The organism is Nocardia sp. NPDC003693 (genome assembly GCF_053981095.1).
This window is the reverse complement of record NZ_JBSFNO010000021.1, coordinates 35437-50093: the sequence shown is the minus strand read 5'-3', so window position 1 is coordinate 50093 and position 14657 is coordinate 35437. Positions and strand designations below refer to the sequence as shown.

11 protein-coding genes are annotated in these 14657 nt (G+C 70.0%); 5 read left to right on the top strand and 6 right to left on the bottom strand.

Annotation, left to right across the window (positions count from 1 at the left end; translation table 11 throughout):
- Positions 1–1208: 1208 nt before the first annotated feature.
- Entirely contained in the window at positions 1209–2435 is a 1227-nt protein-coding gene (locus ACWDOP_RS22760; protein ID WP_456346679.1) for a hypothetical protein, read from the top strand.
- A gap of 505 nt (positions 2436–2940) precedes the next feature.
- On the opposite strand, the gene ACWDOP_RS22755 is transcribed toward ACWDOP_RS22760, so the two are convergent.
- The 6 genes from ACWDOP_RS22755 to ACWDOP_RS22730 all read right to left on the bottom strand — a co-directional run bounded on the left by ACWDOP_RS22755 (position 2941) and on the right by ACWDOP_RS22730 (position 9840).
- Positions 2941–4770, bottom strand: a complete 1830-nt coding sequence (locus ACWDOP_RS22755; RefSeq protein WP_456346678.1) for a multicopper oxidase family protein — start codon at positions 4768–4770, stop codon at positions 2941–2943.
- Between the two features lie 193 nt (positions 4771–4963).
- The gene (locus ACWDOP_RS22750; protein ID WP_454208196.1) at positions 4964–6115 is read right to left on the bottom strand and encodes an acetyl-CoA C-acetyltransferase; all 1152 of its coding nucleotides are present in this window, start codon (positions 6113–6115) and stop codon (positions 4964–4966) included.
- A gap of 118 nt (positions 6116–6233) precedes the next feature.
- A complete protein-coding gene (locus ACWDOP_RS22745) occupies positions 6234–6842 on the bottom strand; it encodes a TetR/AcrR family transcriptional regulator (RefSeq protein ID WP_454208153.1) in 609 nt (202 codons plus the stop codon).
- Between the two features lie 41 nt (positions 6843–6883).
- On the bottom strand, positions 6884–7636 hold the full coding sequence (locus ACWDOP_RS22740; protein ID WP_456346677.1) for a hypothetical protein: 753 nt from the start codon (positions 7634–7636) through the stop codon (positions 6884–6886).
- A 168-nt stretch (positions 7637–7804) separates the two neighbouring features.
- Positions 7805–8599, bottom strand: coding sequence for an SDR family oxidoreductase (locus ACWDOP_RS22735; protein WP_456346676.1), 795 nt, complete (start codon positions 8597–8599; stop codon positions 7805–7807).
- Positions 8596–9840, bottom strand: coding sequence for an acyl-CoA dehydrogenase family protein (locus tag ACWDOP_RS22730; RefSeq protein ID WP_454208195.1), 1245 nt, complete (start codon positions 9838–9840; stop codon positions 8596–8598). The genes ACWDOP_RS22735 and ACWDOP_RS22730 overlap by 4 nt, the downstream gene beginning before the upstream one ends.
- Before the next feature lie 70 nt (positions 9841–9910).
- Here ACWDOP_RS22730 and ACWDOP_RS22725 point away from each other — a divergent pair, with 70 nt between their 5' ends.
- The 4 genes from ACWDOP_RS22725 to ACWDOP_RS22710 are packed head-to-tail and all read left to right on the top strand — an operon-like array spanning position 9911 to position 14559.
- Positions 9911–11479 carry a FadD3 family acyl-CoA ligase gene (locus tag ACWDOP_RS22725; RefSeq protein WP_454208149.1) on the top strand — a complete coding sequence of 523 codons (1569 nt, stop codon included), beginning with the start codon at positions 9911–9913 and terminating at the stop codon, positions 11477–11479.
- A complete protein-coding gene (locus tag ACWDOP_RS22720; protein WP_454208148.1) occupies positions 11476–12384 on the top strand; it encodes an enoyl-CoA hydratase in 909 nt (302 codons plus the stop codon). Before ACWDOP_RS22725 ends, ACWDOP_RS22720 begins: the two co-directional genes overlap by 4 nt.
- Positions 12385–13515: an acyl-CoA dehydrogenase family protein gene (locus ACWDOP_RS22715; RefSeq protein ID WP_456346675.1), complete on the top strand. Its 1131-nt coding sequence runs from the start codon at positions 12385–12387 to the stop codon at positions 13513–13515.
- 18 nt (positions 13516–13533) lie between these two features.
- Positions 13534–14559: an acyl-CoA dehydrogenase family protein gene (locus ACWDOP_RS22710; protein ID WP_456346674.1), complete on the top strand. Its 1026-nt coding sequence runs from the start codon at positions 13534–13536 to the stop codon at positions 14557–14559.
- Positions 14560–14657 lie beyond the last annotated feature (98 nt).

Genomic DNA, 14657 nt, shown 5'->3' with positions numbered 1-14657 from the left:
GCAACTCTCGCGGCAGCGCATGCGGGTTCACATCATCCGCACAGTCCCACTCCACACCCCCATCCCGTCCCACCCCCGAATACGTCTCCGCCCCCGCCCCTTTGCCGCCGTCGCCCTCCCCCCGGACCCGCCGTCCAGCCCCCGCTCCACCGCCGGCCGCCCTCCCGAACAACTGCCCCGCTCCTCTTCCACCGTCCGCCTCCCCTCCGAGCAAATGCCCCTCTCCCCTCCTACCGCCGCCCTCGAACAACCGCCGGAACGCAGCCACCACCCCCGGGTCGTCCGCCAACTCCGCCCGCACCCCCGCCGCCAATTCCCGCGCTCGCGTATGCGCCCGAGAGTGCGCGCCCGAAACAGCCTCCGCCACCCCCGAATCCCCCATCTCCAACCGCAAGATCCGCCCGTCGACCCCCACCTCGATTCGCACCCCCGCCACCACGGCCCGCCCCCGCACCTCCTCCAATGCGTCCTGCACCCGCCGCGCCTTCCGCCCGATCTCCTCGAACCGCCCCAGGTCCCCCACCCGACCCCCTCTCGCCCCAACACTTCTCCCCTCCAAAGCCTCCCCCACACAAACCGTCTCGGCCCCACCCTCACCAACCTCGCACCCCCAACCCACCCGAAACGCCCGAACACCCCTCCCAACATCGCGCCGAATGCCATGTCGCACCGCCACACCGGATCGACCACGCGACCGCCGCCGAATTCGCATTCGGACAGGACGGTTTCGTGTCCTGTCACCGGGTCATCCACGGAACTCCGCGACCAGGAACCGGGCAGAGCTGCCGGAAGCCCGCCGATCCTCCGCTGCTCGCCCGGAGAAGCAGGCGCGATGGCAGCCATATCGGTCTCGGGGCCAGCCACTCGCTGCCCTGCCCAGGGGCATTCGGGCCGCGAGCGCCGACACACCATCGGCTTGCCGGACAGCACACCGCCCCGGTGGGCGGCGACGAATCGACCGCGCCGCACGCGTCCTTCCCGAGCATCACCACGGCGCAGGCGTGAAACAGCAAGTAGCGCGGGCGCGGTCGTCTTCCTCGCGCATCGGATGCGGGGACACCGCGCCGCACGTGTGGACAGGGGCGGCATCACCGCGGCGGCCGGCGGAGCGGGTCGGGCATTATGGGCGGGACACGGGAGGGGTGGAGATGGGGGAGCGCGTGGGGATACGGCGGTGGGGACTGCGGGGTGTGGGGGTTGTCTTCACGATGCTGTTTCTCGTGGGGGCGGGGCGGTTTCTTTGGCCGCAGGCGGGGGTGGACGAGCAGCCGGGGAGTGCTTGGCGGCAGCTGGCTTTCGTGCGGGGGGCGATCGAGGGGGGCGCGGACGTCGCCGCGCAGGGGCAGTTTCCGGAGGGGTACTACTTCTCGAACGCGCTGTACGGGCTGGCCTGGGTGCAGGTGGGGCTGGCCGACCCGGGGGTTCGTGACGAGGCGCTGCGGGAGGCGCGGTGGGCGCTGGGACGGGTCGAATCGGAGCGGGGGCGAGAGGTTTTCAGTCCCGCGCTGCGGCCCGCGTACGGGATCTTCTGGGCGGGCTGGACGAACTGGTTGCGCGGGGGAATCCTCGCGCTCGGCGGCACGGGGGACGCGGCGGAGGTCGAGCGGTTCGTGACGGGGACCGCGGAGATCGCGGAGGCGTTCGCGGCCTCGGCGACTCCGTTTCTGCAGGCCTATCCGGGGCAGGCGTGGCCGGTCGACTCCACGGTCGCGGTCGCGGCGCTGCGCCTGCACGACACCCTGTTCGCGCCCCGGTTCGGCACCGAGGTGGCGCGGTGGCTCGGTGCCGCGCGCGACCGGCTCGACCCCGCGACCGGCCTGCTGCCGCACCGGGTGTCCGCGGCCGACGGCACGCCGGTGCAGGGCGCGCGGGCCACCTCGCAGGCGGTGATCCAGCGCTTCCTGCCCGAGATCGACGCCGCCACGGCGGCCGAGCAGTACCCGCGCTACCGCGACGCCTTCCTCACCTTCCCGGGTGGCTTCGGCCCGGCGCTGCGCGAGTACCCGCACGGAGTCTCGGGCAGCGGCGACGTCGATTCCGGCCCGCTGATCGCCGGGGTGAGCCTGTCCTCGACGGTGGTGGCGCTGGGCGCGGCCCGCGTCAACGGCGACGAAGCACTGGCCACCGCACTGGGTTCCTCGGGTGAACTGCTTGGACTGCCGCTGACCCTGCCGGGCAGCAAGCGCTACGCGTTCGGTCTGGTCCCCATCGGCGACGCCTTCGTGGTCTGGTCCGCCACCGCCCGGACCGTCACCTCCGGGCCGCACCCGGCCCGGGGCGAGGAGCTGCCGTGGTGGTGGCGCCTGCCCTGGCTCACCGTGCTCGGCCTCGGCGCGATCGCGCCCTGGCTACCGCGGTTGTCGCGACCGTGGCTGCGCCGCCGCGAATCCGGCTCCGCGGATCCGCGTGCCACAGCCCCGAGCACGGCTAACTAGCTGCCCGATAGCCACTCCCCCACCGCGCACGCCGAACAACCGGCGAAACGGATACACCCGCCCCGGCCGACGCGGTCGCGCTCCCGCCGTTGCCGCGCACAGCCGAATCGGCCGGGGTGACTACCGAAGCGCGGCGCCCCACCCGGTGCCTCGCGCCTGGTTTCGCGCTGAGCACCGCCCTCGCGAACTCACAGCAGATCACCCACGACGCCACCCTGCGGTAGCTGGAACTACCTTCGCCCGGGCGACAACCCCGGCTCTGGAGACCCGGAAATATCGATCCACCCGCACTCCGGCCGCTCCGGAAGCGCGGAGACTTCGATCCGCCAGACGTCCGGCAGCTCCCCAATCGCAGAGACTTCCGTCCACCCGCAGGCCAGCAGCTCCGAAACCGCGGAGACTTCGATCCGCCCGCAGCCCGGCAGCTCCGGAAGCGCGAAGACTTCGATCCGCCAAAGTCCGGCTGCTCCGAATCCACGCGTGCTCGGGCCGCCACCCCACACCCTCAGCCGGTGATCCGGATCTGCTGCATCATGTCGTGATCCGCGTGATCGAGGTTGTGGCAGTGCCAGACGTACCCCCGAATCTCCCCGTGCCCGACGGCGTGTCCCGCCCCGTGCGCACCGGTCGGTGAAATCGCTTCCGCCCCAGCCGGAATCGGCACCACCGCATCCGGATCGAAGCCCAGCTCGGCAATCGAGGGCCAGTGCACCATGATTCGCGTGATCGTGTCGGTCGGGCACTCCACGGTGTCCTTCCACCCCGTCTCCCACGGCGGCGGCGCCTGCGGCGGCCCGAACGCGTACGGGTCGGCCACGGGCTGCCACCGGGTACCGAAGGCCGGCGGCGGATTACGCAGCCAGTACGCCTGGGTGAGAATCGGCTGCCGCGACAGCACCCGGATACGCGCCAGATGCAGGTGCACGGGGTGATCGAAGGGCGTGGCGTTCACGATATCCCACTGCTCGACCGTGCCCGCGCGCGCCACGTCGACATCGGCGGTCAGGAACGGCAGATTGTTCAGCGCCATCATGGTCGGGAACACCGCCGCGGACCGCGCGTCGTCGTTGAGCCCGATCAAGGTCATGGTGCGAACCCGTTCGGCCGGTTCGAGCGGCGGGAGCGGCTCGGGCAGCCCGTCCCCGCCGCGCAGCCGGGCCGGCACCCGCGTGGGCGGCCCGGGCCCGGAAACGATGAACCGCATGATCCGGCGCACCTCGGGCACCATGAATACGGTATTGCCGAAGTCGTTGAGGGCCGTGTTGATCAGATCCGCGACCGTCCCGTCCGGCAGCGCCCCGAAATCGACGAGCAGATCCACCCGCTCCCCCGGGCTGACCCGGACGGCCACGGTGGGCACCGGCGCGTCCAGCAGCCCCAGGTCGCCACCGATCACCCAGAACGGCAGCCCGCCCTCGAACCCGAGGATGTACGGCCGCGAGTTCGAGCCGTTCAGCACCCGGAACCGGTACAGCGTGCGGCGCACCGTCAGTCGCGGCCAGACCTTCCCGTTCACGCACGCGGTGTCCCCGAGCTGCCCGGATTGGTTGTAGCCCTGCGGAATATAGACCCCGACCATCGGCTGCACGGTGCCGTCGGCGTTGAACGTGCGATCCTGCACGATGAGCGGTATCTCGAACTCGCCGCTGGGCAGCCCCAGCGGGTTGTCCGCCGCACCGGTGTCGAATTCGTCTCGCACGTAATACATCCCGGCCAGCCCGGCCTGGATGTTCAACCGCGTGATGCCCATGACGTGGTCGTGGTACCAGAGCCCCGCGGCCTCCTGCCGATTGCCGTACACGAAGGTGGGCGCACCGCCGTTCCGCCAGCCGATGAGCGGATGCCCGTCCGCCGCAGGAGTATTGGGCCCGCCGTGCAGGTGGATGGTGAACCGCGGGTCGGTGCGGTCCAGTTCGGTCGTGCCGTGCATGGTGAGGTCGACGTGCTGCGCGAGTACGTGCTCCCCGAGGTCGTTGCGAAAACCGATGCGCGACTCGCGATCTCGCCGGGCTTCCAGCGTCGGCCCCAGCACCGGCCGATCGAATCCCCAGCTGCGCGCCGCCGGTAGATCCCGGTGGTAGCTGTGCGACCCGGCGCTCGCGCTCAGTTGCCCGGCGGCGGGCCGCGTTTCGGGGATCGGCAGCTCGTCCGCGAACGGTTCGAGCGCGGGCGAATGGTAGTTGAACGGCGTCACCGGCAGTGCGGGCAGCGGCGGCAGCGGTAGCGGCGCCGGGGGCAGCGGTACCGGATCCGCGCCCGCCCCGGCCGTGAAACCGGCTCCGAGAATCCCGAGGGTCCCCAGGAGGAACCCGCGTCGTGGCAGGTCAGCGCTCATAGCTCACACAGATTCGCCGGGCCGGCGGGTGCCGGGTGCGTCCGTTTCTTCGACTACCCCCGATTCTCCGCCCGAACGCCGGATCGTGCCCGGAAATGCGCGAGGCCGCATCCCGGCGGGCGGGATGCGGCCTCGTCGGGCGCGGCGTAATCGCTGCGCCCCAATCGAATTCGGCTCGAACGAGCCGCTCGGGTCAGCCCAGGCGCTCGATGATCGTGACGTTGGCGGTGCCGCCGCCCTCGCAGATGGTGAGCAGGCCGTAGCGCCCGTTCACCCGCTCGAGCTCGTTGAGCAGCGAGGCGAACAGCTTGGCTCCGGTCGCGCCGAGCGGGTGGCCCAGCGCGATGGCCCCGCCGTTGACGTTGACCTTGTTCGGGTCCGCGCCGGTCTCCTTGATCCAGGCCAGCACGACCGAGGCGAACGCCTCGTTGATCTCGATGACGTCCATGTCGTCGATGGTCAGCCCGGTCTTCTCCAGCGCCCACTTGGTGGCCGGGATCGGCGCGGTGAGCATGTAGATCGGGTCGGCGCCGCGCGCGCTCACGTGGTGGATGCGGGCGCGCGGGGTGAGCCCGTACTCCTGGACCGCCCAGTCCGAGGCCAGCAGCGTGGCCGCCGAGCCGTCGGAGATCTGGCTGGCGAGCGCGGCGGTGACCCGGCTGCCCTCGGCGAGCGGCTTGAGCCCGGCCATCTTCTCCATGGTGGTCTCGCGCGGGCATTCGTCGATGAAGAAGTCGCCGACCCCGACGATCTCGCGATCGAAGCGGCCGTCGACGATGGCCTTGCGGGCGCGCTCGTTGCTGCGCAGCGCCCACTCCTCCATGTCCACCCGGGAGATGTCCCACTTCTCGGCGATCATGTGCGCCGAATTGAACTGCGACACTTCACCGGTGCCGTAGCGGTGGTCCCAGCCCTGCGCCCCGACGAAGGGCGATTCGAAGCCGTACTGCTGGCCCGCGAGCATGGCCGAGGAGATCGGGATGGCGCTCATGTTCTGGATGCCGCCGGCCACGATGACCTCCGACGTGCCGGACATGATGGCCTGCGCCGCGAAGGTGATGGCCTGCTGCGAGGAGCCGCACTGCCGGTCGACGGTCACCCCGGGCACCGATTCCGGGTAGCCCGCGGCGAGCCAGGCGGTGCGCGCGATGTTGCCCGCCTGCGGCCCGATGGTGTCGCAGCAGCCGAACACCACGTCGTCGACGTGCACCGGGTCGATGCTGTTGCGGCCCATCAGCCCGCGCAGCGCGGCGGCGCCCAGGTCCGCGGGGTGCACGGCGGCGAGCGACCCGCCGCGCTTGCCGACGGGCGTGCGGACGGCGTCGATCACATACGCCTCCCGCATCGGCGAATACTGGCGACGGGACGGTGCAGACATCGTGAACTCCTACTGCTAACTGCGGGCTGTAATTTTTCACCGGTCGGGCGCGGGCCCGATGCAGATCCGATGGGATCGAAAGCTGTTATCGGGCTTCTGGATTGGTGAGTCCGTCGAGCACGATGGTGAGGTACTGCTTGGCCAGGGCGTCGACGGTGATGCGCCCGCCCGGCTGATACCACCGCACCGAAACCCACACGGTGTCGCGCAGGAAGCGGTATGCGAGTTCGATATCCATTTCCGCGCGGAAACTGCCGTCGGCCACGCCATTGGCGAGCACCTGGTGCCAGAGTTCGCGGAATTCCTTGTTGTACTCGTCGATATAACCGAATGGCGCTGCGCCACTGAGGCGTTTGGCTTCGGCCTGGTAGATGGCGACCGCGGCGTGCCATTGATCGAAGGACTCGTACGACGCGAGCACCAGGGCCTCGAGGGTGTCCCGCGCGCCCAGCCCGGACGCCACGATCTCGCGGTAGCGCCCGAACAGGTCGTCGAGGAAGCCGCGCAGGATCTCGTCCACCATGGCTTCCTTGGAATCGAAGTGATGGTAGAGACTGCCGGATAGAATCCCCGCGGCATCGGCGATATCGCGAACCGTGGTGGCGCGCAGTCCTCGCTCGGCGAAGAGGTTGGCGGCCAGGCTGAGCAGCTCGCTGCGGCGAGCAGACTTCGAGGGCTCCGATGGTGGGGTCACGAGCCCAATATACAACCAAGCATTTGCTTGGTCGAGGGGGGTCAGCGCACCGAATACCGCAGCGGCGAGGAAACGGACAGATCGGCCAGCAATCGATCGCAGATCACCACCGGTGAAACCCCGGCCCGGGCCAGGCGCGCGACCAGGGCCAGGCGGCGTTCGGGACTGTCCCACTCGACGACGATCGGCTCGCGGCCCGGCCCGGCGTCGACCGTGGCCAGCACCCGCGGCGGGTGCCCGTCGTCGTCCTCCTCCTCGCTGAGTTTGAGCACCATTCCGCGCTGCCAGGCCCGATAGGTCTCCATATCCGCGCCCGCGACCAGTTTGTCCGTGGCGGCGCACAGGCCCCGCGCGATGCCGTCGGTGAAGGCCGTGTGATCGAAACGCAGCCGCCGGCACTCGCGGACCACCGCGAGCAGATCGGACCGGACCTCGCACAGCAGCTCGGTCCGCCTGCGGCGGCGCCGTTCGTCCTCGGAGATGCCGTTCAGCGTTTCCCGGGTCGATTCGATACGCCGGGCGCGTTCCCGATCGCGAATCACGTCCCGGCGCAGCGCGGCCCGCGGATCGCGGGAGATTTCCCCTTCGTCCACGGCATGTTGCCGGAGAATCTGCGCGGCGCGCGTCGCGGTCGCGCCGACGGATTCGTGCTCGAGTAATTCCGCGCCCAGTGCGAGCGCGGCCATGACGATGTTGTCGAGTCTTCGGCGCGCGAGTACTACCTCGAGAACGAGCTCGAGTTCCAATTCGCGTACACGTTCGGTCAGTGCTTCTGGTTGGCGTTCCGGACCCATGGGTCGTGCCCTTCGACTATGCGGAACCGGCCTAAACCAGGATTACACAGCCGTAAGGGGGTAGCGCCACAATATTTTTTCCGCGGCTGGTTCGTGCGGCGACCCGGGCGCGAAATGCACAGCGGCCCGGCATGTTTGCACATACCGGGCCGCGCGCGCGGGAATTGCTCAGGCGCGCTGACTCGAGATGGAGACGACCTCACCGGTCAGGTAGGTGGTGTAGTCGCTGGCGAGCATGGCGATGGTCGCGGCGACCTCCCACGGCTCGGCCGCGCGGCCGAACGCCTCACCGGCGGCCAGGCGATCGAGCAGATCTCCGGAGGTGACCTTGTCCAGGAAGGCGTGCCGGGCGATGGACGGGGCGACCGCATTGATCCGCACGCCGTATTCGGCGGCCTCCACGGCCGAGCAGCGGGTCAGCGCCATGACGCCGGCCTTCGCGGCGGCGTAGTGCGCCTGCCCGTGCTGCGCGCGCCAGCCCAGCACGCTCGCGTTGTTGACGATCACGCCGCCGTGTCCCGCCTCGCGGAAGTACTTCAGCGCCGCGCGGGTGGCCCGGAAGGTGCCGTTCAGCGTGATGTCGATGACCTTGTCCCACTGCTCGTCGGTCATGTCGACGACGGGGGTCTCACCGCCGAGCCCGGCGTTGTTGACCATGATGTCGATCCGGCCAAGCGCCGCGACCGCACCCTCGATCAGCTGATCGACCTGTTCGGTCGAGCTCACGTCGCAGGGCACGGAAGCGATTCGGCGGTCCGGGAATTCGGCGGCGAGGGCCTCTGCGGTCTCCTTCAGCCGGCGCTCGTGCCAGTCGGAGACCACGACGTCGGCGCCCTCGGACAGCAGCCGGCGCGCGGTGGCCGAGCCGATGCCGGTGCCCGCGGCGGCGGTCACGACCGCGACCTTGCCGGCGAGCAGATTGTGGCCCGGGGTGATCTCGGGAGCGGTGGACAGATCAGTCACGGACGAGCCTCTCGGGGAAGTCCGAGCACCCGCTCGGAGATGATGTTGCGCTGAACCTCGTTCGAACCGCCGTAGATGGTGTCCGCGCGAGTGAAGAGGAAAAGCCGTTGCCAGGCATTGAGATCGGACTTGCCGTCGTGGTCGACGGCGTCGGCGATCAGGCCGGGCGCGCCGAGCACGTCCATGGCCAGCTCACCCAGATCGCGGTGCCAGTTGGCCCACAGCAGCTTGGTGACCGACGCCGAACCGGCGGCGGTGCGGGCGTCCACGGTGGCGCCGTCGTGCCCGGATTCGAGGGTGCGCAGCACGTGGGCGCGCAGCACGCGCAGGCCCACCCACGCCCGGTCGAACCGGTCGGCGATCACCGCGTCGCCGAGCGCGCCGGTCTTCGCGGCGACGGCCTCGAGGTCGGCGAGTTCGCGGGCGTAGCGGATCTGCTGGCCGACGGTGGAGATGCCGCGCTCGAAGGTGAGCGTGCCCATCGCGACGGCCCAGCCGTCACCGGGCTTACCGACCACGAGATCGGCGGCGGTGCGGGCGTTGTCGAAGTAGACCTCGTTGAATTCCGCGGTCCCGGTGAGCTGGATGATCGGGCGCACCTCTACGCCGGGCTGATTCATCGGCACCAGGAGATAGGACAGGCCCTTGTGCCTGCTCGATCCCTTCTCCGTGCGCGCGACGACGAAGCACCAGTCGGACAGATGCGCGAGCGAGGTCCACACCTTCTGCCCGGTGATCGACCACTCGTCGCCGTCCAGGTACGCGGAGGTGCTGACCGCGGCCAGGTCCGAGCCCGCGCCGGGTTCGGAATAGCCCTGGCACCACAGCTCGGTGACGTTGCGGATGCCGGGGAGGAAGCGCTTCTTCTGCTCTTCGGTGCCGAAGGCCAGCACGGTCGGGCCGAGCAGTTCCTCACCGAGGTGCGACACGCGGCTGGGCGCGTCGGCCTTGGCGTATTCCTCGTGGAAGATGACCTGCTGGGCGAGGGTGGCGTCGCGGCCACCCCACTCCTTGGGCCAGCCGAGGCAGGTGAGTCCGGCGGCGGCCAGGGCGCGGTCCCATTCGAGACGCTCCTCGAAGGCCTCGTGCTCGCGCCCGGGACCACCCAGACCGCGCAGTTCACGGAACTGTCCGTTCAGGTTCTCGGCCAGCCATTCCCGCACCTCGGTGCGGAATTCGGCGTCCTCGCGCGATTCACGGCCAACCGTGATCCCGCTGGCCGGTTCGGGGGTCTGGATCATGCTCACCCCCGTAGAGTAACCTACCAAGCACTTGCTTTGTTAGACCCATTCCCGGACGTTCGGAGCCCCCGTGACATCCCCACCGCAGACCGCGTCTTCGCTGCCGCAGACCACACCCCTGGCGCTGCACGCCGCAGCCGAGGCGTACGGTTCCGCACCCGCCGTCACCGACGGCGCGGTGCGGCTGAGCTGGGCACAACTGCTCGACTCGGTCCGTGAGACCGCGCGCGTGCTGATCGCGCAGGGCGTCGAACGCGGCGACCGCGTCGGCATCTGGGCTCCCAACACCCACCACTGGATCACCGCGGTCCTGGCCACCCATTACGTGGGCGCGGTGATCGTGCCGCTCAACACCCGGTACGTGGCCGACGAGGCCGCCGACGTGCTGGGCCGGGTCCGGGCCAAGGCGCTGTTCATCGTCGGGGAATTCCTGGGCCGCGACCGCCTGGCCGAATTGCGCGCCGACGCACCCGAACTCGCCATCGACACCGTCATAGTCATTCCCGGTGACCGGGACGCCGCGGTCGAGAACGCCATCGCCTGGGCGGAATTGCCGAAGCTGGCCGAGGCCGTCACCCTCGCCGACGCCATCGCGCGCGCGGAATCGGTACAGCCGGACGATGTCTCGGACATCCTGTTCACCTCCGGCACCACCGGCCGCAGCAAGGGCGTGCTCATTCCGCACACCCGCGCGCTCACCAGCGCCCGCGCCTGGGCCGACTGCGCGACGTTGAACCAGCAGGATCGCTACCTGGTCGTGCCGCCGTTCTTCCACAGCTTCGGTTACAAGGCGGGCATTCTCGCCTCGCTGGTCACCGGCGCGAGCATCGTCCCGCAGATCACCTTCGACGTGCCCGAGACCATGCGCCTGATCGCCGCCGAGGCCATCACCGTGCTCACCGGCCCGCCGACCATCTTCCAGACCATCCTCGAACACCCCGCCCGAGCCACCGCCGACCTGTCGTCGCTGCGCGTGGCGGTCACCGGCGCGGCCACCGTGCCGGTCGTGCTCATCGAGCGCATGCGCGACGAGCTGGACTTCGACGTGGTGCTGACCGCGTACGGGCAGACCGAGTCCGGCGGCTTCGGAACCATGTGCCGCCCCGAGGATTCCGCCGAGACCATCGCCAACACCTGCGGCCGCGCCATCGACGGCTTCGAGATCAAACTGGCCGACAACGGCGAACTGCTGCTGCGCAGTTCGCAGATCATGCTCGGCTACCTCGAGGACGAGCAGGCCACCGCCGACACCATCGACAACGACGGCTGGCTGCACACCGGCGACGTCGCGGTGATCGACGAGCGCGGGTACATGAAGGTCACCGACCGGCTCAAGGACATGTACATCTCCGGCGGCTTCAACGTCTACCCCGCCGAGGTCGAGCAGGCCATGGCGCGGCTGGCCGGGGTCGCCGAGACCGCGGTCATCGGGGTGCCGGACGAGCGCATGGGCGAGGTCGGCAAGGTCTACGTGGTGCGCAAGCCGGGCGCGGAGCTGTCCGCCGACGACGTTCTGGCGCATGCCAAGACGCTGCTCGCCAATTTCAAGGTGCCGCGGTTCGTGGAGTTCCGCGACCAGCTGCCCTACAGCGCCGCCGGCAAGGTCCTCAAGCGGCAACTACGTGAGGAGAACGCGTGAGCGCCACCGATTCCGCGCCGGGGCCCATCCCCGACGAGGGCGAGGTCGTCCTCTACGAGAAGCGCGGGCCGATCGCGGTCGTCACGCTGAATCGCCCGGACTACCGCAACGCCCAGAACTCCGTGATGACCTACGCCCTGGACGCCGCCTTCGTGCGCGCGGTCGAGGACGCGGAGGTCAAGGTGATCGTCCTGGCCGGGGCCGGAAAGCATTTCAGCGCCGGGCACGACATCGGCACGCCGGGCCGCGATCACCACGTCCGGTACGAGAACCAGGCCGCGCTGTGGTGGGACCACACCGACCGGCCCGGCGGCGATCAGCGCTTCGCCCGCGAGACCGAGGTCTACCTGGGCATGTGCCGGCGCTGGCGCGAGATTCCCAAGCCGACCATCGCCATGGTGCAGGGCGCGTGCATCGCGGGCGCGCTCATGCTGGCCTGGTCCTGCGACATGATCGTCGCCTCGGAGGACGCCTTCTTCTCCGATCCCGTGGTGCGCATGGGTATTCCGGGCGTGGAGTACTTCGCGCACCCGTGGATGCTCGGCCCGCGCCGGGCCAAGGAGATCCTGTTCACCGGTGACCGCTTCTCCGCCGCGCAGGCGTACGAGTGGGGCATGGTGAATCGCGTCGTCGAGCGCGAGAACCTGGAGACCGAGACGTTCGCGCTGGCCGAGAAGATCTCGGCCATGCCGCAATTCGGTTTGGCGCTGACCAAGAAGGCCGTCAACCAGTGCGAGGACCTCATGGGTATGCGCGCGGGCATGGATTCGGTCTTCGGCCTGCACCATTTCGCGCACGCCCACAACGCCGAGGTCGGAGCGGATTCGCTCGGCGGCATGAATGCCAAGTCTATGAAGAACACCGCCACGGCCACGGCCGACGCGGAGAGGAACGGGGCGAAGTAAGTGGATCTCGAATTCGACGACAGGACAGCGGCTTTCCGGCAGGAGGTCCGGGAGTTCCTGGCCGCCAACGTGCCCGCCGCTCCCCTGCCGTCCATGGACACCGCGGCGGGGTTCGAGGCGCATCGCGAGTGGGAGGCCAAGTTGGCCGATGCCCGGCTCTCCTGTGTGGCCTGGCCCGCCGAGTACGGCGGCCGGGACGCCTCGCTGACCGAATGGGTGATCTTCGAGGAGGAGTACTACGCCTCCGGAGCGCCCGGCCGCGTGTCGCAGAACGGCATCTTCCTGCTGGCCCCGACGCTGTTCGAGCACGGCTCACCCGAGCAGCTCGCCCGCATTCTGCCGAGAATGGCGCGCGCGGACGACATCTGGGCGCAGGCGTGGTCCGAGCCGGAGGCCGGTAGCGATCTCGCCGGTATCCGCTCGAGCGCCAAGCGCACCGAGGGCGGCTGGATCCTCAACGGCCAGAAGACCTGGAGTTCGCGTGCCTCGTACGCGGATTGGGGCTTCGGACTGTTCCGCAGCGACCCGGAAGCGCAGCGCCACAAGGGTTTGACCTACCTCATGTTCCCGCTGACGGCCGAGGGCGTCACCGTGCGCCCGATCCCGCAGCTGGACGGCGAGCCCGGGTTCGCGGAGATCTTCCTGGACAACGTCTTCGTGCCGGACGCCGATGTCATCGGCGAGGCCAACAACGGCTGGAAGGTCGCCATGGCGACCTCGAGCAACGAGCGCGGCCTCTCGCTGCGCGCGCCGGGCCGGTTCAACGCCACCGCCGCCAAGCTCATCGAGCTGTGGCGCGCCACCACCGACGAGTCCGACACCGCGGTGCGCAACAGCGTCGTGGACGCGTGGGTCGGCGCCGAGGCGTACCGGCTGAACACCTGGGCCACCGTCACCCGGCTCGCCGACGGCGGCCAGCTGGGCGCGGAGTCCTCGGTGAACAAGGTGTTCTGGTCCGATCTGGACATCGCCATGCACGAAACCGCGCTGGACATCCGGGGCGCCGCCGCCGAGCAGGAATCGGAGTGGACGGACGGCTACCTCTTCTCGCTGGCGGGCCCGATCTACGCGGGCACCAACGAGATCCAGCGAAACATCATCGCCGAACGCCTGCTCGGCCTGCCGCGCTAGAACCACGGAGGAACCGACATGCGCTTCGCATTGACCGCAGAACAGATCGATTTCGCCGCCAGCCTGCGCAAGATGGGCGAGGCCGCCAAGACCCCCGCCGTGGTGCGCGCATGGGGTGAGGGCGAGCACGCCGCCGGGCTCGCGCTGATCCGGCAGCTGGCCGAGGCCGGTGCGCTCGGCCTGACCGTCACCGAGGAGAACGGCGGCTTCGGCGCCGGGCCGGTGGAACTGATCGTGGCCTTCACCGAGATCGGCCGGGCCGCGGCGCCCGGGCCGCTGATCGAGACCGCCGCCGCGATTCCCGCACTGCTGCAGGCGCTTCCGGACGGTGGACCGGCCTCGGAATGGCTACCGGACTTCGCCGAAGGGTCCAAGCTCGGCACCATCGCGCTGCCCGATCAGGGCGCGGCGGTGGCGGTGGACGCCGACGTCGCCGATCTGCGCCTGGTCGCCTCGGGTGACCGGGTCGTGCTGGCGCGCGCGGGCGAACTCGTCCGCTCGGTGGACGCGGCCCGCCGCCTGTTCCCGCTGACCGGGGACGACGTGCTCGCCGAGGGCGAGGGGGTGGCCGCGGCCATCGCGCTCGCTTTCGACACCGGCGCGCTCGCCGCGGCCGCGCAGCTGCTGGGCGCGGGCCGGGCGCTGCTGGACACCAGCGTCGAGTACGTGAAGCAGCGCCAGCAGTTCGGTAAGCCGATCGGGCAGTACCAGGCCATCAAGCATCACCTGGCCAACGTCATGATCGGGCTCGAGATGGCGCAGCCGCTGCTCTACCGCGCCGCGCTGACCCTGCAGGACGGGGCCGAGGCCGGCGTTCGCGCCCGCGACATCTCCGCCGCCAAGCTGGCCGCCGGGGAGGCCGCGTACCAGGCCGCCCGGATCGGGCTGCAGGTGCACGGCGCCATCGGCTACACCGCCGAATGCGATCTGTCGCTGTGGCTGACCAAGGTCAACGCGCTGCGTTCGGCCTGGGGCACACCGGATCTGCACCGCGCCCGCATCGCCGCGGCCCTGCGCGCCGGCGCACCCGAAGCCGCCGCGTGAGTCCGCGCGGCGGGAACGTGCCGGTGCCGCGGGCGGTTTCGGCCGCGGCGGCCACCGCCCGACCGCCGCGCGTCACGGCAGCACAGTCATCACCTACC